Raw genomic sequence first — 18,704 nt, forward strand, 5'->3', positions numbered from 1 at the left:
GACGGGCCGTGGTGTCGTCAGGACGACGGAGCCGAGGAGGCGCGGGGTCAGACCGCGGGCATCGCTCCGGCGATCGTGATGGTCGCGCCCGAGGTGTAGCTCGACTCGGGGCTCACCAGGTGCACGTAGGCGGCGGCGAGCTCGGCGGGCTGCCCGGGGCGGCCGAACGGCGCCTGGCCGCCGAACTCCGACACCGTCTCGGCGTCGTCGGAGCCGGGCTGCAGGGGAGTCCAGACCGGGCCGGGCGAGACCTGGTTGACGCGGATGCCTTTGGGGGCGAGCTGCTGCGCGAGACCCGCGGTGAAGACGCCGATCGCGCCCTTGGTCAGGGCGTAGTCGATCTTGTCGGGGCTGGGCTGCGTGCCCTGCACCGAACCGGTCGTCACGATCGACGAGCCGGGCTCGAGGTGGGGGATCGCTGCCTGGGTCAGCCAGAACAGCGAGTAGACGTTGGTCTTGATGGTCGAGTCGATGTCCTCGGTGGTGAGCGTGAGGATGTCGTCGTTGCTCTTCATGCGGCCGGCGACCATGACGAGGGTGTCGAGCCCGCCGAGCTCGTCGACGGCCTTCTGCACGAGGTCCTTGCAGTACTGCTCGTCCGAGATGTCGCCGGGGACGAGGACGGCCTTGCGACCCTCGCCCTCGAGCAGGTCGCGCACCTCCTCGGCGTCCTTCTGCTCGCTGGGCAGGTAGCTCAGCACGAGGTCAGCGCCCTCACGGCTGAGCGCGATCGCGGCGGCGCGACCGATGCCCGAGTCGCCACCGGTGACGATGCCGCGGAAGCCGGTGAGGCGCTCCTTGCCGACGTAGCTGGTCTCGCCGTGGTCGGGCTTCGGGTCCATCTTCCAGGCCTCACCCGGCAGCGACTGCTCCTGCTTCGGGAACGGCGGTGCGGGGTAGAGGTCGACCGGGTTCTTCTTGTCGTATTGGCTCATGACGTCCACGGTGCCCTCACCGCGCCTCCCTCGCTCGGGGGCCTGTACCCCGGAGGCGGTCATTCGGAGCGCACGCGGAGAAAGATGAGCGTCATGCGATCGATCTGGAAGGGCGCGATCACGTTCGGGCTCGTCAACGTGCCCGTCAAGCTCTACAGCGCCACCGAGGACCACGACGTGTCCCTGCACCAGGTCCACGACGCGGACGGCGGGCGCATCCGGTACCAGCGCAAGTGCGAGATCTGCGGCAAGGTCGTCGACTACGAGCACATCGACAAGGCGTACGACGACGGCGACCGCACCGTCGTCATCACGGGCGACGACCTCAAGTCGTTGCCCGAGGAGCGCTCGCGCGAGATCGACGTGCTCGAGTTCGTGCCGAGCGACCAGGTCGACCCGATCATGCTCGACCGCAGCTACTTCCTCGAGCCGGACGGCACGTCGCCGAAGGCCTACGTGCTGTTGCGCCGCACCCTGGAGGAGACCGATCGCACCGCGATCGTGCACTTCTCCCTGCGGCAGAAGACCCGGCTCGCCGCCCTGCGCGTCCGCGGCGACGTGCTCATGTTGCAGACCCTGCTCTGGGACGACGAGGTACGCGAGGCACGGTTCCCGGCGCTCGAGAAGCAGACGCGAATCAGCGACAAGGAGCTCGACATGTCGTCGTCTCTCGTCGACTCGCTGAGCGACGACTTCGAGCCCGCCGACTTCAGCGACGACTACCAGGAGGAGTTGCGACAGCTCATCGACGCGAAGCTCGAGGAGGGGGAGTCCCTCGACACCGACGCGACCTTCGGCGAGAAGTCGGACGACGACGAGGACGGCGAGGGCGGCGAGGTCATCGACCTGATGGAGGCGCTCCGCCGGTCGGTCGAGACGAACCGGTCGGGTGGACACCGCAAGCCGGCCAAGAAGGCGGCAGCGTCCACGTCGGCGTCGTCGAGCTCGTCGGCGGCTGCGAAGAAACCGGCCGCGAAGAAGCCGGCTGCGAAGAAGCCGGCTGCGAAGGAGCCGGCTGCGAAGGAGCCGGCCGCGAAGAAGCAGGCCGCGAAGAAGCAGGCCGCGAAGAAGCCCGCCGCCAAGAAGCCGACCGCGAGGAAGAAACCCGCCTCGCGCGCCACCGAGAACGAGTCCGCGTCCGACGAGAAGGCGACCCCTGAGAAGAAGGCCGGCTGACCGCAGCGCTCAGTGCTGGCGGAGCGCCTCGATGAGGTCGGCCTTCTTCAGGTCGGAGTAGCCGGTGACGCCGAGTTCTTTCGCACGGCCCCGCAGGTCGTCCACCGTCCAGTCGTCGTACGATCCGGACTTCCCGCCCTTCGCGGCCACCTTCTTCTCGCTGTTGCCCTTCTGGGCGGCGGCGTTCGAGATGCGCGCGGCTTTCTCCTTCGACGCGCTCTCGTCGCGGAGCGCTTCGTACATGTCGGGCTTCTTCAGCTGCGGGGGAGTCTCGTCCTTCGGCGTCATGCGCCCGACCGTACACTCGGCGCGACGGCTCGTCGCACGCCTCAGGCGCCGAACTGCCAGCCGGTCACGTCGGGGTGGTCCTCGCCGTGTTCGTAGGCGTAGGCCCGGGCCTCCTCGCGTCGTGACTCGAATTCCGCCACCAGGTCGGGGTGCTCGTCGGCGAGACCTGGCACGCGGTGCAGGACGTCGAGCACCAACCGGTAGCGGTCGATGTCGTTGAGCATGGCCATGTCGAAGGGCGTGGTGGTCGTGCCCTTCTCCTGGAAGCCGCGGACGTGCAGGTTCTCGTGGTTCGTCCGTCGGTAGGTCAGCTGGTGCACGAGCGACGGGTAGCCGTGGAAGTCGAACACGACGGGCGTGGACGTGGTGAAGAGCGCGTCGAAGTCGTCGCTCGTCAGACCGTGCGAGTGCTCGCGCACGTCTTGGAGGCGCATCAGGTCGACCACGTTGACCACTCGGGTGCGCAGCGACGGCAGCACCTGCCGGAGCAGGTCGGCGGCTGCCACCGTCTCGAGGGTCGGGACGTCGCCCGCGCAGGCCAGGACGACGTCGGGGTCGACGCCGTCGACGGGGGCGCCCTCGGTACCGGCCCACTCCCAGATGCCGGCGCCACGGCGGACGTGTTCCTCGGCCTCGGGCAGCGACAGCCAGGCCGGTGACTCCTGCTTGCCGGCGACGATCACGTTGACCGTGTCGGTCGTCCGGAGGGCGTGGTCGGCGACGGCGAGCAGCGTGTTGGCGTCGGGGGCCAGGTAGATGCGCACGAGGTGCGCCTGCTTGTTGACGACGACGTCGAGGAACCCCGGGTCCTGGTGGGAGAACCCGTTGTGGTCCTGCCGCCAGACGTGGGACGACAGCAGGTACGTGAAGGACGAGATGGGCGCGCGCCAGTCGATCTCGTCAGCGCTCTCGAGCCACTTCGCGTGCTGGTTGAACATCGAGTCCACGATGTGCACGAAGGCCTCGTAGGTGTTGAGCAGACCGTGGCGCCCGGTCAGCAGGTAGCCCTCCATGAGTCCCTGCAGCAGGTGCTCGCTCAGCACCTCCATCACGCGGCCGCTGCGGGCCACGTGCTCGTCGTCGGGCCAGATGTCGGCCGCCCACACCCGCTCGGTCACGTCGAACACCGGGTCGAGTCGGTTGGACACCGTCTCGTCGGGCCCGAAGAGACGGAAGGTCGACGGGTTGTCGCGCACGATCTCGGCGAGCCACCGGCCGAGGACGCGTGTGGCCTCGGCCTGGGTGCGGCGATCGTCGGAGGTCTCGACCGCGTGCGTGCGGTAGTCCGTGAGGGTCAGGTCGCGGCGCACGAGACCGCCGTTGGACGCCGGGACGGCGCTCATGCGCTTGGCGCCCCGGGGCCGCAGCCCGTCGAGCCGGGCCACCGGCCGACCCGTCTCGTCGAACAGCTCGTCGGCACCGTACGACCGCATCCAGTCGTCCAGCTGCGCCCGGTGCCCGTCGTCCTCTCGGACTCCGCTGAGCGGCACCTGGTGGGCACGCCAGGTGCCCTCGATGCGCTCTCCGTCGACGACCTTCGGGCCGGTCCATCCCTTCGGGGTGCGCAGCACGATCATGGGCCACCGCGGGCGTTCGGTGCCGTCACCGTCGCGGGCTTCGCGCCGCAGTTCGTCGATGCGGTCGAAGGCGTGGTCGAGGGCGGCGGCCATGCGCTCGTGCACCCGCATCGGGTCCTCGCCGTCGAAACCGCCCGCGACGACGAGCGGCTCGTATCCGTAGCCCCGCATCAGCTCGAGCAGTTCGCCCTCGGGGATGCGCGAGAGCACCGTCGGGTTGGCGATCTTGTAGCCGTTGAGGTTGAGGATCGGCAGCACGGCCCCGTCGTGTCGGGCGTCGAGCAGCTTGTTCGCGTGCCAGCTCGTCGCCAATGGCCCGGTCTCGGCCTCGCCGTCGCCGATGACGCAGACGGCCACCAGGTCGGGGTCGTCGAGCACCGCACCGTAGGCGTGGCTCAACGAGTACCCGAGTTCACCGCCCTCGTTGATCGACCCCGGGGTCTCGGGTGCCGCGTGCGACGGGATGCCGCCCGGGAACGAGAACTGCTTGAAGAGCTTCTGCAGTCCCGCCGCGTCTTGCGTCACCTCGGGGAACAGCTCGCTGTAGGTGCCCTCGAGGTACGTGTTGGCGACCATGGCCGGCCCGCCGTGCCCCGGGCCGCAGACGTACAAGAGGTCGCGGTCGTCGCGCCGGATCACGCGGTTGAGGTGCGCGTAGACGAAGCTCAGCGCGGGCGACGTGCCCCAGTGGCCGAGGAGGCGCGGTTTGATGTCGTCGCGCGCGATCGGCCGCGTGAGCAGCGCGTTGTCCATCAGGTAGATCTGCCCGACGGTCAGGTAGTTGGCGGCCCGCCACCACGCGTCGACGAGAGCGAGGTCGTCGGGGGTCGCCGGTGGCATCGGCGTCGAGTGGTCGTTCGTCACTGGCCCTCCATGTCGTCGGTGGTGCCCTCACGGCTCATCTCGTCGATGGTGATCGCCGCGTTGACGAGGGCGAGGTGGCTGAGGCCCTGCGGCACGTTGCCGAGGAACTGCCCGTCGTCGGCGCTGATCATCTCGGTCAGCAGGCCCACGTCGTTCGGCTGCTGCACGAGCTGGTCCATCAGCTCGACCGCTTCGTCCTGACGGCCCACGCACGCCAGGGCGCTGGCGAGCCAGAAGGCACAGGCCACGAACGTGCCTTCCTCCTGATCGACCTCGCTGTAGCGGAACAGCAGGGGGCCGGCCGAGAGCCCGCGCTGCATCGCGTCGATGGTGCGGGACATGCGCTCGCCGCGGTCGAAACCGCTGGGGGCGTGCAGCAGCACCGACGCGTCGAGCTTCTCGCTGCCCGGGTACATGACGTACGAGCCGATCTTCTCGTTCCAGCCGTGCTCGGCGACCCAGTCCTCGATCAGGTCGCGGTTCTTCCGCCAGAAGACGACGTCCTCGGGGTCGGGGTGCATCTGGCCGACCTCGGTGAGGTGCAGGGCGGCGTCGATGGCCTGCCAGCAGCCCATCTTGCTGCTCACGTAGTGCTGCTCGTCCGGCAGCTCCCACATGCCCGAGTCCTTCTCCTGCCAGCGGCGGCAGGCGTCGTCGGCGAAACCGGCGAGCAGGTCGCCGGTGGACTCGTCGAGGATGTTGCCGTCGGCCGCGTACTGGCTCATGATCGCCAGGATGTCGGCGTAGGTGCCGAGCTGCAGCTGCTCGCCCGCCGGATTGCCCTTGTAGACCGGGCCGATGCCGCGCCAGCCCTCGGACCCCGTCTCGTGGGTGCCGTCCGGCACCGAGCCGTCGAGGTTGAGGAAGATGTGCATCGTGCGGCCGTTGGCCTTGAGCGCCGAGAGCAACCACGAGACGGCCGCCTGGGTCTCTTCTCGCAGGCCGAAGCGGACGAGCGCGTTCACCGTGTAGGCCAGGTCGCGTACCCAGGCGAAGCGGTAGTCCCAGTTCTTGTCCCCGGTGAAGTTCTCGGGCAGGGCCGCCGTGGCGGCTGCCGCGATCGCGCCGGTGGGGCTGAAGATCAGCAGCTTGAGCGCGAGGGCGCTGCGTTGCACGGCGTCGGACCACGGGCCGTCCCAGTTGAACTCGTCCGACCAGGTCTGCCAGTTGCGGACCGTGCGGTCGATGCCCTGGTCGACCACGTGCGGGTCGGGCAGGTGCAGGGGTTCGTCCTCGACGCCGCAGAGACAGATCAACGAGCGCGACCCCTCGTGGGTGGTGAACTCGCCCCAGAACCGGTGCGGTCCGCCGTGGGCCTCGCCGTCGCCGGGTTCGACCGAGTCGAGGCGGCCGTGCTCGAAGCCGACGAGCGCCAGGTTGATGTCGGCGGCGCGCAGGACCGGCCCGTGCAACGTGTCGACCCGGCGGATCGGGTGCGTGCCGAACGTGTTGCCCGGGATCACCGCCCAGCGCATGGCGACCGACCCCGTCACGCCCTCGATGCGGCGGGCGAGCTCGGCCCAGGGCAGGCGCCCCGCGATGCCGGTGACCAGCGCGTCGGTGATCTGGACGACACCCGTGGAGGTGCGGAAGCGGGTCACGAGGACGTTCGTGTTCTCGACGTACTCGCGCTGCACCTCGAAGTCGTCGTCGACGGGACGCAGCTCGATGCGTCCGCCCTTGCCGGCGTCGACGATGCCGGAGAACACCGGGTCGCTGTCCATGTCGGGCATCGGCAGCCAGTCGATCTGGCCGTCGCGGGCGATGAGGGCGACGGTCCGACCGTCGCCGATCGCCCCGTAGGAGCGCAGCGGCACGTAGCCGTCGTCCCGGGGGTCGGGGCGGTGCCATTCGCCGGCGGCGGCCGTCGTCGCGCCGAAGTGGTCGGCCTGGATGTCGTCGGTGGTCTCGAGGGTGTCCGTCACGCCTCCTACGGTGGCCCAGCGCGCCTCCTCGTGCCCGTCCCTCGCAGTGTTCTGTGTGCCAACAACGGCCTCCGACCCCTGGGGGCGAGAAAAGGAGCCGGTGGACATGTCGGGCGGGTAGACCGGTCGGATGCCTCTTCCGACCGGAACCACGTCCGAGCCCCGCTTGTTCTTCGACGCGAGAGCCACCCTCGGCGAGAGTCCCGTCTGGGACGTCGACGCCCACGAGCTGGTCTGGACCGACATCACGAACGGCCTCCTGCACCGCACCTCGGCGGACGGCACACGCGACACGACGGTCGTCGTCGACCCGCCTCTGCCGAGCTTCCAGCGTCGTCGCGGCGGCGGCCTGATCGCCGCACTCGACGACACGGTGATCGTCATGCGCGACGACGGGACCGAGCAGCGGACGATCGCGACGGTCGACCACGCCGACGAGCGCCTCCGGCTGAACGAGGGCAAGTGCGACCCGTTCGGCGCCTTCGTCGTCGGCGCCACCGACCCCGAGGGCAGCCCCGTGGCCGGTCTCTACCGCGTCGCCCCGGACGGCATGCTCACCCAGCTGCGCGACGACTTCGCCACGACCAACGGGTTCGAGTGGAACGACGACGGCAGCGAGATCTACCTCACCGACACCGGTGACGACACGATCTACCGGGCCTCGTGGGATGCCGACGGCACCCTGGGCGAGCTCGTCCCGTTCTCGTCGCAGGGCGCCCACGACGGCCTGGCCCGCGACGAGCGCGGCGAGTTCTGGGGGCCATCTACGGCGAGGGCAAGGTGGTGCACCTCGACGCCGACGGCGGTCTCGTGGACGAGATCACCTTCCCGGTGCCGAACCTGACCGGCATCGGCTTCGGCGGCGACGACCTGCGCACGCTGTTCGTGCTGTCAGCCCGCGAGGGGCTGAGCGACGAACAGCTCGAGGAGTTCCCGCTGAGCGGCGGCATCTTCGCGCTCGAGCTCGACCGGGCGGCCCGACCGCCGTTCCTCTTCGGCTGACTCGAGAGTCCGCGCGAGCCCACGCGCCCGCAGGCCCGCACGCGTCCGCACGCCCCCACGCGCCGACCGAACGACGTCGCCCGCCCGATCACGTGATCGGGCGGGCGACGGCGTACCGTCCTCGGAGACGCGTCAGATGCGTCCCGCGAGCTCGTCGCGTGGCGTGACGCCTGCCGCGATGACGGCCCGGGCGGCGTCACGGGCCTCCTCGACGTTCCACAACAGCACGCCCTCGACCGCGCCGTCGTCGCCCAGGTAGTACGCCACGGCCGCGCCGTCGCCCTTGTCGTCGACGACCGTCTCGAGCGACGCGTCGAGCGTGCCGACGGCCTCGTACGAGATGTCGAAGACCTTCGAGTAGTAGTACGGCGTGTGGTCGTAGACCTCGTCGGCGCCGGTCATGTTGCGACCGACGACGGGGCCCTGCGACTTGGCGTTGTCGACGTGCTCGACGCGGCGGCGCCCGAGGATCGCGTCCGGGTACGAGGCCACGTCGCCGGCGGCGAACACGTTCGGGTCGCTCGTCCGCAGGCGCTCGTCGACCACGATGCCGTCGTCGACGGTCAGGCCCGCGTCGGCCGCGAGCTGGTCGTCGACCGAGATGCCGAGCCCGACGACGACCGCGTCGGCGTCGAGGGTCGAGCCGTCGTCGAGCCGCAGGTGGACGCCGGCGTCGTCGGCCGTGCCGCTCTCGACGCGACGTCCGCGGGCCAGCTCGACCCGCGCCTCCTCGAAGGCCTTCTCGAAGGCCGAGGCGATCGACGCCGGGAACACCGATCCGCCGAGCACGTCGTCGGGGAAGACCAGCGTCACGCGGGTGTCGTTCTGCACGAGGGCCGCGGCGAGCTCGGTGCCGATGTAGCTGCCCCCCACGACGACGACGTGCCGGCCGCCACCCGAGAGCGAGCGCAGTCGGCGGTAGTCGTCGGCGGTCCGGAAGTACACGACGCGGTCGTCGTCCGGCAGGTCGAGTGCCGTGGGGCTGCCGCCCGTGGCGAGCAGCAGGGCCCCGTAGCCGATCACGTCGCCGGTGCTGGTGGTCACCGTGCGGGCGTCGCGATCGATCGACTCGACGAGCGTCCGCAGTCGGATCTCGGCACCTGAGTCGGCGACGGTGCCGAGGTCGTTGTCGGCCTCGGTGTAGTCGGGGTCGGTCCAGAGCTTCTTGGACAACGCCGGACGCGTGTAGGGCGCGTCGACGTCGGCGCTGACGATCAGCACCGACGCGTCGGGCGTGGCCTCGTGGATGGCCTTCGCGGCGGCGTCGGCGGTCATGCCGCCGCCCACGATGACGTGGTCGAACGATTCGGTCATGGGGTCGTCCTCTCGACGAGAGAGGGCACCGCCCAGGAGGCGCGGGTGGCGCGCTCCCGGACGGTGCCCTCGTGAGGTGGTCGGGTCAGTTGGCGACGGCGCCGACGCGGTCGAGGCCCTCGGCCGCGGCCTCCTCGTCACGCTGACGGGTGTCGTCCTGGCGGGCGTCCTTCTCGGGGTGACGGTTCTCGGCACCGGTCATCCAGGCGAGCTGCTCGAGGCGCTCGAGGATGCTGTGCAGCACGTCGGCCGTCGTGGGGTCCTCGTCGTCGACGTCGTCGTGGACCGCGCGCATCGTGCCGGTGACGGCGTACATGCGGTCGACGATCAGGTCGACCACCGCGGTGGTCTCGACGGGGCCGGCGGGGAACTCGGGCAGGCTGGTGCCGCGGGTGACGGTCGAGGTGCGGCCGTCGGGGATCAGGTAGACGGCACGCATGCGCTCGGCCACCTCGTCGCTGAACTCGCGGGCGGCGTCGACGATCTCGTCGAGCTGCAGGTGGAGGTCGCGGAAGTTCGAGCCGAGCAGGTTCCAGTGCGCCTGCTTGCCCTGGACGTGCAGTTCGATGAGGTCGACGAGGACCTTCTGCATGTTGTCGCGGAGTTGGTCGGATCCCTGGAACATGATGTCTCCCGTTCGTCGTGGGTTCGTGCGGAGTCGTCGCACCGGTGGGTGCGAGGTGGACGGTAGACCGCGGCCCTCGGCGACGGCTCAGTCTTCGGGGGACAGCTCGACCGGCGACGGCTGGGGACGCCGGGGCGCGTCGGCTCGAGAGGTCGCCGGCGCGTGCCGTCCCGAGCCGGTCCAGGGGGTCGCTCGCCGCCGTGACGCACTCGTGATCGAGGGTGCTGGAGCCCGGACCGTACCGGATGGTATGTTCGCCTGCATCGGCACCGAAGCCGACGCCCGGCCGTGGGTACCCGATCCGTGGCCATGCTCTGAGGGGGGCTGACATGGCACGAGCGGTACCCGGACGCGCCGACCGTCACGGTTTCGACGCGGTCGAGATCACGAGGCTGCGACGAGAGATCGAGAGTGCCTGGGGGGCGTTCGACGACATCGAGCAGATGGACTTCGCCCACCGGGTGAGGGTCGTCCACGGGTTGACCGACTCCCTGCCGGACGCGGCGAGCGCGGCGGCCCGCGCGGGACTCGGGCGACTCGCCCTGGCGCTGCTCGACGACGCGTCGGAGTTCCCGCCGCCGTGGGCGTCGATCTGTGGCCGCTGGGACCTCACGCTCGAGATGGCCCGGGCCGCGGTCGAGTCGATCGCCTGGCCCGAGGGCGAGCCCTGGGGCGAGCTGCCGCTGGTGGGCACGGCCGCCTGACGTCGCCTAGCGTGGCGGCATGAGCTCCACACCGTCGCGCGGCCACGGACGTCGCCGGGTCGGCCTCTGGCGCTTCATCCGCACGGTCGTGCTCGACTACCGGTACGTCTGGTGGGTGCACCTCGTCCCGCGGTCGGGCCGGGTGGTGCCGGCCCGCTACCGTCACGGCGACCGTGAGCCCGTCCTGTTGCTGCCCGGCGTCTACGAGACCTGGCGCTTCCTCCGACCGGTGGCCGACCGGCTGAACGACCGGGGCCACCCGGTCGTCGTGGTCCCGGGCATGGGCCACAACCGTCGTCCGATCGCGGCGACCGCCGAGGTCGCCCAGCGCATCCTCGACGCCCACGACCTGCGGGACGTCGTCGTGCTGGCGCACAGCAAGGGCGGGTTGGTCGGCAAGACGATGATGGTCTCGACCGACACCGATCGGCGCATCACCCGCATGGTGACGGTCAACAGCCCCTTCTCGGGGTCGCGCTGGGCGACGGTGCTGCCGGTCAGAGCGCTGAGGCCCTTCTCGCCCTGGGACGCCGACCTGCTGCGCCTCGCCGAGCAGCGTGAGGCCAACCGCACCATCACGTCGATGGCGTCGCGGTTCGACGCCCACGTCACCGAGGGCAGCGTCCTGCCGGGGGCCGTCAACCTCGAGTTCCCGGTCGACGGCCACTTCCGGCCGCTGGGCCACGCCCGGTGCGTCGCGATGATCGTGCGCGAGGTCGAGGCCGGGGCGGGCTCGGCGGCGTCGACCGAGGCGTCCTAGCCCTCGACCCAGCCGAGGGCCCGCAACGTCTCGTGGGGCCGTTCGACGTGGGCGAAGTGCCCGCAGTCGGCGAGCAGGGTCGTCCGGGCGTGTCGCACGACCCCGGCCAGGCGGTCGAGGTCGGACGCCCGGGCGAAGACGTCGTCGGCTCCGCTGACGGCGGCGACGTCGCAGTCGATCCCTCGCCACCTGGTCGCGTCGTAGCCCTGTCCCGACCGGGAGGCCGCGAGGAAGCCCCGGGGCCTGAGCTCGGCCACGAACGCCTCGAGCACCGAGCGCGGGACGCGGTCGACGTGGCGGAACACGGGCGACGACAGTGCTCGCAGCAGTCCGATGCGGGCCGCGCCGCGCAGCAAGGAGGCTGAGGCGCGGGGCAGCACCCCGAACGCCGCGCGCAGCAGCGTGAAGGCCGGCAGTCGCACGAGGCCGCGCATCGGGTGCGAGACGGCGTCGATCGCGGAGAAGGACGTGGCCGACACGACCGAGACGCTGAGCACGAGGTCGGGGCGGACGGCGGCCAGGTGCAGGGCGACGAAGGCGCCCATCGAGTGACCCACGAGGTCGAACTCCGTGACCCCCAGCGCCTCGGTGACCTCGACCACCACGGCGGCGGCCGACTCGACGTCGAGGCCCGGATCGGGCTCGGGCGAGTCACCCCAGCCGGGCAGGTCGATCAGCACCGGACGGGAGACGACGGCGTCCACCTCGCGGGCGGCCTGCAGCAGGGGGGTCCAGGTGGTCCACGACCCGGCCGCGCCGTGCAGCATGACGGTCGCCCGGCGTCGTGCGGATCGGTCGACCGGTGACGCCGCGTGGTGCACGACCGTGCGACCGTGTGCCGTGTCGATCGTCTCGCGGTCGAGTCCGATGGCCCGGGGATCGGTGATCAGGTCGAACGGGGCGTACGCGTCGACGGTCGGAGCGACCACCCCTGTCGCCCGGCCCCGTCGCATCGTCGGATGCTACCCGATGATCTCTTCCCGCACGCGTCTCAGATCCTCGAGCAGCGACCCGACCAGCACCCAGTTGTCCGGGTCGGGTCGCAGCACGCTCACGGGCGAGGTGAGGGCCGGGCCGTCGTCGTGCCCGAGGGCCGTCACGTGCCCGGCGGTGTTGTCGGGAACGCGGGAGGCGCGCCCGGCCGGCAGCGCCTCCTCGGTGGTCCGCGCCAGCAGGCGCACGTCGTGGGCGGCCCGTCTCAGGTCTTCGGCGATGCTCTGCACCACGGGGTCGTCGGCCAACCCCGGGTCGTAGTTGTCGTGGACCGACCGGACCATGCCCACGACGCGGTTGACGAGCACGGTCAACCGCCGGAGCAGCGCCGCGTCGGCCTCGAGCACGCTGCGGTTGCGGCTCGCGCGGGGGTTGAGCTGCAGGCTCTCCTCGCCCGCGGTGACCGCGTCGACCGCCCGGGCCTGGGTCACCCGCAGCTCACGGGCCTGCGTCAGACCGGTCGCGAGGCGCGACCCGTCGACCGGCTCGTCGAGCACGGCGGCGGTCTCGTCGAGCACGGACGCGATGTCGCGCGCCAGGCGGCCGACGGCGAGGTGAGCCGGCGCGAGCGCGACGGGAGGCACGATCAACGCGTTGATCGCCAGGGCGATGGCCGCGCCGATGATCGTCTCGAGCACCCGGTCGAGCGCGTAGTCGGGCGTCTGGGCGCCGATCGCCAGCACGAGCATCGCCGAGATCGGCACCTGGTTGGCCGAGCTCGGCGTCAGCCGGAACGCCCACGCCACGAGCAGGCTCACCACGACGATCGCCAGCACGATCCAGGTCGCGTCGCCGAACAGCCGGCCGGCCGCGAACGCGATGAGCACGCCGGCGATGACGCCCACGCTGCGCTCGAGCCCCCGGACGAACGACTGGTTGACGCTCGGCAGCACCACGAGCAGGGCGGCGATCGCCGCGAAGATCGGCAACGGCTGCTGCAACAGGGCCACCGAGGCGAACCAGGCCGCCATCACCGCGACGCTGGTCTTCACCACCTGCAACAGGGGCGTGCGCTTCGTCTGGCGGATGCGCGAGACGATCTTCACGACCCCAGGGTAGACGGGGAGGCGCGGCCTGCGTCGCGACGCCGCGTCAGGTCACGAATCGGTCACCCCGCCCGCGCCTCCCCGCCGATCGGGCCCGGTGCTGGTTGACTGCCTCCCCGTGTGGCCCAACTCCGCCGAGGTGCTCCCCGCCGCGTTCGCGAACTCGGGGCTGACCGTCGTCGCCTTCCGACCGCACTCGGTCGAGCCCTCGGGCGCCGGGTTCCTCTACGGCTACGAGGTCGACACGGTCGACCCCGCCGGCGCGACCGCGACCGTGCTCACCTTCATCGACACCGACACCCGGGCCGCCGACGCGTCGTCGGTGCTCACCCGCGACCCGACCACCGGTCAGCCGCTCGCCGTCTGGGCGTACCCGGCCGACCCCATGCTGCCGGCGCTCGCCGGAGCCACCTACCCCGACCGGGTGGCCGACGCGCTCGCGGCCCTCGGCGTCGTCGTCACCGAACCCCGTCTGAGCGTCGCGGCGTACCGGCCGGGCAAGCGGGCCGTGATCCGCCTCGACGCGGCCGAGACCACCGTCTTCCTCAAGGTGGTCAGGCCCGACCGGGTGGCACCGATCGTCGCCCTGCACGAGGCGTTCCGGGCCCAGGGGCTGCCGGTGCCCGCCGTGCTCGCGTCGCGACCCGACGGCCTGCTCGTCCTCGAGCGCGTCCCCGGGGTGCCGGCCGGGCAGCGCGTCGTCGAGCTCGGCGACGACCCCCGGTTCGTCGAGCAGATGGTCGACCTCGGGACGCGCATCGCCCGGGTCGAGGTGACCGCCCGGGCACAGTCCGACGCCCTCGACCACGGGGCCTGGCACCGCTCGACGCTGCGAGCCGCACTGCCCGACCGGGCGACCGAGATCGACGGCCTCTACGACGAGATCGACCGGCGCCGCGCCTCCTCCGCCTCGGACGCCCTGGCCGTGATCCACGGCGACCTGCACCTCGAGCAGCTGTTCGTGCACCCGTCCGAGCCGTGGCGGGTCACCGGTCTGCTCGACGTGGACACCGCGGGGCTCGGGCACCCGGCCCGCGACGCCGCGGCCCTCGTCGCCCACCTGGTCGTGACCGGGCAGTGGCACCGGGGCAACGGCGACGAGGCCGAGGCCCGGGCCTGCGAAGGCCTCGCCGACGACGTGACGCGCGCCTGGGTCGAACGCCTGCCCGACCTCGCCGACCGGCTCGCGCCCGGCGTCGCGTCGCAGCTGCTCGCCCACGCCGGCGGCCAGGCCACCCTCGGCACCGACACCGGCCGCCGCAAGGCCGTCCAGCTGATCGGTGCCGCCGCCGGCACCCTCGCCCGGCCCGCCTGACCACCGGTCTCTCCGTCGGACACACACGCACCGCCCGACGGGCCTACCGTGGCGCGCAACACCCACCCGCGCACCCGGAGGCACCATGCCGTCACCCTGGCTCGACGCCGCGCCCGACGTCACGACCGACAGGATCGACCCCGAGACCGTCTACGACGACGTGATCGTCGGCGGCGGCCTGACCGGCCTGGTCACCGCCCTGCTGTTCGCACGGCGCGGCCATCGCGTCGCCGTGCTGGAGGCGCGCTCGGTGGGCAGCGTCGCGAGCGGCAGCGGCACGGCGTCGATGTCGCTGCTGCAGGGCAAGCAGCTCCAGCGCATCCGCACCAACACCTACCAGAGCGTCGTCGACGCCTACGTCGCGGGCAACCGGGCGGGTTTCGACTGGATGGTCGACTACCTCGACGAGGCCGGCGTCGAGGTCGAGCGCCGGGACGCGTACAGCTATTCGACGACCCGGGGAGGGATCGCCACGGTCGACGACGAGTACCTCGTCGCGCGGAGGGCCGGCCTGCCCGTCGTGAAGGAGTTCGGCCTCGACCTGCCGTTCGGCACCACGGGCGGGCTCCGGCTGCCCGACCAGGCTCAGTTCGACCCGATGCAGGCCGTCGTCGCCCTCGTGGCGGACGTCCGGGCGCTCGGCGGCATCGTCGTCGAGGGGGTGCGCGTCACCGGGGTCGACGCGTCCAGCCCGACGGTGACCCACAGCGACGGACCCGACGTCCGCGGCCACCGGGTCCACGTCACGACCGGCAGCCCCGTGCTCGACCGCGGCCTCTACTTCGCGAAGCTCCGCAGCGAGCGCTCCTACGGCCTCGCCTTCGAGGGCGCCGACGACCTGCCCGCCGGCATGTACCAGGCGGTCGACGGGCCCACGCGGTCGTTCTCGTCGGTGGGCGACCGCCTCGTGACGGGCGGCAACCGGTACCCGGTGGGCCGCGCCTCCTCGACGACCGAGCTGGTCGACGACCTCGTCGACTGGACGACGCGCCACTGGCCCGGTGCCCGGCTGACCCACTCGTGGAGCGGTCAGGACTACGGCACGCCGCACCACGTGCCGTTCGTCGGCTGGCTGCCGCGCGGTCGCGGGCGCATCTACCTCGCGACCGGGTACGAGCACTGGGGGCTGACCAACGCGGTCCAGGCGGCGATGACCCTCGTCTCGGACGTGCTCGGTGATCCGCAGCCGTGGATGACCACGCTGCACGGGCGGGTCACCACGCCGATCGCGATCGCTTCCGGCATCGGGATCAACGCGGCCGACGCCTGGTGGGCGGCCAAGGGCTGGGCCGGGGCGATGACCCGCCGTCTGGTCGCCGTCGCCCCTGCCGAAGGTCAGGGCGAGGTGGGACGATCGGGTGGCCTCGCCCCCGTCGCACGATCGACCGTCGACGGCGAGGTGTGCACCGTGTCGGCGATCTGCCCGCACCTCGTCGGCATCGTCACCTGGAACGACTCGGAACGGTCGTGGGACTGCCCGCTGCACGGGTCGCGGTTCGCCGCCGACGGCACCGTGCTCGAGGGGCCGGCGACCCGCGGCCTGCGTCGTCGCGGCTGACGGGCCGCCGACCCGCCGCGACGGACCGAGGCGGCCGAGCGGCCGCGACGGGCCGGCCGCGACAGGCCGTCGAGACACGAGGAGGCGCTGGTGGCGTACCGGCGCGTCGTACGCGTAAACTGTCCCCAGCTTCACCGCCCGGGTGTTCTCCGGTCCGCGCCTCCTCCGGTGCGAGTCGACACCTCGGCGTGACGGGGCTTCGGGGCACGCGCCGTCGTCGGACTGCCCGCCACGAAGGTCGCCCGTCGCGAAGCCGGTACAGCTGTCCACCGCGCGGCACCCCGCCCCGCACGCATCCGGCGTGACCGTCTCGGTCGTCGTCCGTCCGGGTCGCCGAGCCTCTCGGTGCCCCGCGCAGCACCCACCGCCGACATGGCGGCACAGCACCGTCGACGCCCCGCGTCGACCACGAGGAGGAGCCTTGGCTCGACCAGGCCAGCGTCAATCGGGTGGTACCCGCACCGCCCAGCGTCCGAACCGTCGCCGCGAGGTCGACAACGACGGGCTGATCCCCGTCCTCGCCCGCGCGGTGCGCGAGGTCGAGGCCGCCGCGCAACGCGGTCAGGTCAAGCCCTCGAGCCGCACCAAGTTCCAGGTCATCGCCCTGCTCATGCGCGAAGAACGCGCCCGGGTCAAGGTCGACAAGGCCATCAGCGAGTCCGAGCGCGCCGAGCAGATGAAGCGGCTGGACGGGGTCGCCCAGATCCTCGCCAAGACCGCCGCCCGCGACACGTCGTTGATCACGCTGCTGGGTGACGCGGCGACGGTCAGCGAGGCGGCCAAGACCCTCAAGCGCGACATGCAGATGTCGGCCGGGCTCGAACTCGAGCCCGAGCAGCAGATCATCGTCACCGAGGCCGCGCCGGTGGTGCCGACCTCCGAGCGACAGGTCGTCCCGCAGTCGGTCATCTCGCGACAGCTGGCGAACCCGTTCCTGCCGCCCGACTTCGCCCTCGCCGAGGTCGCCCGCGAGGCGCACCCGCGTCGCCTCGCCAACTGGGAGCTCTTCGGCCCCCTGTTCAAGTCCTTCGAGTACGGCGCCGGCGGCGGCTCGGCCTGCATGCCGCTGCCCGAGCCCACCACGGTCGACGCTCCTGCGGGCGCCACGCTGATGCACCACCAGGCGCAGCTCGTCGAGTCCGCCCGCCAAGGCCACCGCACCTACCTGCTCGCCGACGAGCCGGGCCTCGGCAAGACCGCCCAGGCCCTGCTGGCCGCCCAGGCGGCCGCCGCGTACCCGCTGCTCGTCGTCGTGCCGAACGTCGTCAAGACGAACTGGGCCCGCGAGGTCCAGCTGTGGACGCCGACGCGCACGGCGACCGTCATCCACGGCGACGGGGAGAAGCTCGACGCCTTCGCCGACGTGGTCATCGTCAACTACGAGGTGCTCGACCGTCACGTCGGCTGGCTCGGCGACCTCGGCTTCAAGGGCATGATCGTCGACGAGGCCCACTTCATCAAGAACAAGGAGTCGCAGCGGTCGCGCCACGTGCTGCAGCTCGCCCAGCGCATCCGGTCGCGTACCGCGCACCCCCTGCTCATGGCGTTGACCGGCACCCCGCTGATCAACGACATCGAGGACTTCCGCGCCATCTGGGAGTTCCTGGGCTGGATCGGCGACAAGAAGCCCGCTGCCGAGTTGATGGAACGCCTCGAAGAGGTCGGGCTGACCCCTGCCGATCCCGGGTTCTTCTCGTCGGCCCGCGAGATCGTGATCGATCTCGGCATCGTCCGCCGCAAGAAGGTCGACGTCGCCTCCGACATCCCCGCTCGTCGCATCGCCGACCTGCCGGTCGAGCTCGACGACGAGGTGGGCCGGTCCATCCGCGACGCCGAGCGCGAGCTGGCCCGCCGCATGGTGCAGAAGTACCGCACCGCGCTCACCACCCGCACGTCGGGCGTCCGCGTCGAGGGCATCGACCACGACCTCGTCCGCCAGGTCGCCAAGTGGGAGCTCGAGGACGCCAGCGCGTCGAGCACGGGCGAGAACGTCTTCAGCATGGTGCGCCGCATCGGTCAGGCCAAGGCCGGGCTCGCCGCGGACTACACGGCCCAGCTCGCCCGCAACGTCGGCAAGGTGGTGTTCTTCGCCAAGCACATCGACGTCATGGACGTCGCCGAGGCCACCTTCGCCAAGCGCGGCATCAAGTACTCGTCGATCCGCGGGGACCAGACCCCGGCCGTGCGCCAGCGTCAGATCGACGCGTTCGTGAACGATCCCGAGGTCGAGGTCGTCGTCTGCTCGCTGACCGCGGCCGGCGTCGGGCTCAACCTGCAGGTCGCCTCGAACGTCGTACTGGCCGAGTTGTCGTGGACGGATGCCGAGCAGACGCAGGCCATCGACCGCGTGCACCGCATCGGCCAAGCCGAGCCGGTCACGGCGTGGCGCGTCATCGCGGCGCAGACGATCGACACGAAGATCGCCGAACTGATCGACAGCAAGGCCGGCCTCGCCGCCCGCGCTCTCGACGGCGACGACTCCGAGGTCGTCGACTCCGTCGACGTGCAGCTCTCGGCCCTGGTCGCGCTGCTCACCGACGCCCTCGAGGCCTGACGAGGCCCCACCCGCCGCAACGCACCGCGTTTCGTGCACGGCACCGCGACCAGTCACGGTGCCGTGCA

Annotated in this window: 14 protein-coding genes and 1 pseudogene; 7 read left to right on the top strand and 8 right to left on the bottom strand. The window is 71.5% G+C overall.

Going from position 1 to position 18,704, the window contains the following annotated elements:
- Window positions 1-47: 47 nt before the first annotated feature.
- Window positions 48-935, bottom strand: a complete 888-nt coding sequence (locus tag ASE87_RS06790; RefSeq protein ID WP_043594244.1) for an SDR family oxidoreductase — start codon at window positions 933-935, stop codon at window positions 48-50.
- 93 nt (window positions 936-1,028) lie between these two features.
- Between ASE87_RS06790 and ASE87_RS06795 the strand changes: the two genes are divergently transcribed.
- Window positions 1,029-2,111 (top strand): Ku protein, encoded by a 1,083-nt coding sequence (locus ASE87_RS06795; protein WP_056227193.1) that lies wholly within the window; start codon window positions 1,029-1,031, stop codon window positions 2,109-2,111.
- Between the two features lie 9 nt (window positions 2,112-2,120).
- Here ASE87_RS06795 and ASE87_RS06800 read toward each other — a convergent pair whose 3' ends face one another.
- The 3 genes from ASE87_RS06800 to ASE87_RS06810 are packed head-to-tail and all read right to left on the bottom strand — an operon-like array spanning window position 2,121 to window position 6,657.
- A complete protein-coding gene (locus ASE87_RS06800) occupies window positions 2,121-2,399 on the bottom strand; it encodes a Rho termination factor N-terminal domain-containing protein (RefSeq protein WP_056227045.1) in 279 nt (92 codons plus the stop codon).
- A gap of 41 nt (window positions 2,400-2,440) precedes the next feature.
- Entirely contained in the window at window positions 2,441-4,816 is a 2,376-nt protein-coding gene (locus tag ASE87_RS06805; RefSeq protein WP_056227196.1) for a phosphoketolase, read from the bottom strand.
- A gap of 20 nt (window positions 4,817-4,836) precedes the next feature.
- Window positions 4,837-6,657: a glycoside hydrolase family 15 protein gene (locus ASE87_RS06810; RefSeq protein WP_043594249.1), complete on the bottom strand. Its 1,821-nt coding sequence runs from the start codon at window positions 6,655-6,657 to the stop codon at window positions 4,837-4,839.
- Window positions 6,658-6,895: 238 nt separating this feature from the next.
- Here ASE87_RS06810 and ASE87_RS06815 point away from each other — a divergent pair.
- Window positions 6,896-7,767 (top strand): annotated as a pseudogene (locus ASE87_RS06815) (SMP-30/gluconolactonase/LRE family protein).
- Window positions 7,768-7,899: 132 nt separating this feature from the next.
- On the opposite strand, the gene ASE87_RS06825 reads toward ASE87_RS06815, so the two are convergent.
- Both ASE87_RS06825 and ASE87_RS06830 read right to left on the bottom strand, forming a co-directional pair.
- Window positions 7,900-9,081: an NAD(P)/FAD-dependent oxidoreductase gene (locus tag ASE87_RS06825; protein WP_056227050.1), complete on the bottom strand. Its 1,182-nt coding sequence runs from the start codon at window positions 9,079-9,081 to the stop codon at window positions 7,900-7,902.
- 85 nt (window positions 9,082-9,166) lie between these two features.
- On the bottom strand, window positions 9,167-9,706 hold the full coding sequence (locus ASE87_RS06830; RefSeq protein WP_082059886.1) for a Dps family protein: 540 nt from the start codon (window positions 9,704-9,706) through the stop codon (window positions 9,167-9,169).
- Between the two features lie 329 nt (window positions 9,707-10,035).
- Between ASE87_RS06830 and ASE87_RS06835 the strand changes: the two genes are divergently transcribed.
- Entirely contained in the window at window positions 10,036-10,410 is a 375-nt protein-coding gene (locus ASE87_RS06835; RefSeq protein ID WP_056227051.1) for a hypothetical protein, read from the top strand.
- Window positions 10,411-10,429: 19 nt separating this feature from the next.
- Window positions 10,430-11,170 (top strand): triacylglycerol lipase, encoded by a 741-nt coding sequence (locus ASE87_RS06840; RefSeq protein ID WP_056227053.1) that lies wholly within the window; start codon window positions 10,430-10,432, stop codon window positions 11,168-11,170.
- Here the strand turns inward: ASE87_RS06840 and ASE87_RS06845 are convergent.
- Window positions 11,167-12,123, bottom strand: coding sequence for an alpha/beta fold hydrolase (locus ASE87_RS06845; RefSeq protein ID WP_082452448.1), 957 nt, complete (start codon window positions 12,121-12,123; stop codon window positions 11,167-11,169). The two genes, ASE87_RS06840 and ASE87_RS06845, sit on opposite strands and share 4 nt — an antisense overlap.
- Before the next feature lie 9 nt (window positions 12,124-12,132).
- The gene (locus ASE87_RS06850; protein WP_056227056.1) at window positions 12,133-13,209 is read right to left on the bottom strand and encodes an aromatic acid exporter family protein; all 1,077 of its coding nucleotides are present in this window, start codon (window positions 13,207-13,209) and stop codon (window positions 12,133-12,135) included.
- 118 nt (window positions 13,210-13,327) lie between these two features.
- Here ASE87_RS06850 and ASE87_RS06855 point away from each other — a divergent pair, with 118 nt between their 5' ends.
- The 3 genes from ASE87_RS06855 (at window position 13,328) to ASE87_RS06865 (ending at window position 18,636) form a co-directional block, all read left to right on the top strand.
- On the top strand, window positions 13,328-14,524 hold the full coding sequence (locus ASE87_RS06855; protein WP_052505173.1) for a phosphotransferase family protein: 1,197 nt from the start codon (window positions 13,328-13,330) through the stop codon (window positions 14,522-14,524).
- A gap of 85 nt (window positions 14,525-14,609) precedes the next feature.
- A complete protein-coding gene (locus tag ASE87_RS06860; protein WP_056227058.1) occupies window positions 14,610-16,082 on the top strand; it encodes an FAD-dependent oxidoreductase in 1,473 nt (490 codons plus the stop codon).
- A 421-nt stretch (window positions 16,083-16,503) separates the two neighbouring features.
- Complete coding sequence (locus ASE87_RS06865; RefSeq protein ID WP_043596418.1) at window positions 16,504-18,636, top strand: DEAD/DEAH box helicase; 2,133 nt, start codon at window positions 16,504-16,506, stop codon at window positions 18,634-18,636.
- Window positions 18,637-18,704 lie beyond the last annotated feature (68 nt).

Origin of the sequence: Frigoribacterium sp. Leaf44, assembly GCF_001421865.1 — a bacterium.
Taxonomy (GTDB): Bacteria; Actinomycetota; Actinomycetes; order Actinomycetales; family Microbacteriaceae; genus Frigoribacterium.

What these genes read in the sequence shown, in the direction of transcription:
- ASE87_RS06830 (WP_082059886.1), bottom strand. Translation starts at nt 9,706, where the DNA reads ATGTTCCAGGGATCCGACCAACTCCGCGACAACATGCAGAAGGTCCTC.
- ASE87_RS06800 (WP_056227045.1), bottom strand. Translation starts at nt 2,399, where the DNA reads ATGACGCCGAAGGACGAGACTCCCCCGCAGCTGAAGAAGCCCGACATG.
- ASE87_RS06805 (WP_056227196.1), bottom strand. Translation starts at nt 4,816, where the DNA reads ATGCCACCGGCGACCCCCGACGACCTCGCTCTCGTCGACGCGTGGTGG.
- ASE87_RS06790 (WP_043594244.1), bottom strand. Translation starts at nt 935, where the DNA reads ATGAGCCAATACGACAAGAAGAACCCGGTCGACCTCTACCCCGCACCG.
- ASE87_RS06835 (WP_056227051.1), top strand. Translation starts at nt 10,036, where the DNA reads ATGGCACGAGCGGTACCCGGACGCGCCGACCGTCACGGTTTCGACGCG.
- ASE87_RS06860 (WP_056227058.1), top strand. Translation starts at nt 14,610, where the DNA reads ATGCCGTCACCCTGGCTCGACGCCGCGCCCGACGTCACGACCGACAGG.
- ASE87_RS06840 (WP_056227053.1), top strand. Translation starts at nt 10,430, where the DNA reads ATGAGCTCCACACCGTCGCGCGGCCACGGACGTCGCCGGGTCGGCCTC.
- ASE87_RS06795 (WP_056227193.1), top strand. Translation starts at nt 1,029, where the DNA reads ATGCGATCGATCTGGAAGGGCGCGATCACGTTCGGGCTCGTCAACGTG.
- ASE87_RS06845 (WP_082452448.1), bottom strand. Translation starts at nt 12,123, where the DNA reads ATGCGACGGGGCCGGGCGACAGGGGTGGTCGCTCCGACCGTCGACGCG.
- ASE87_RS06825 (WP_056227050.1), bottom strand. Translation starts at nt 9,081, where the DNA reads ATGACCGAATCGTTCGACCACGTCATCGTGGGCGGCGGCATGACCGCC.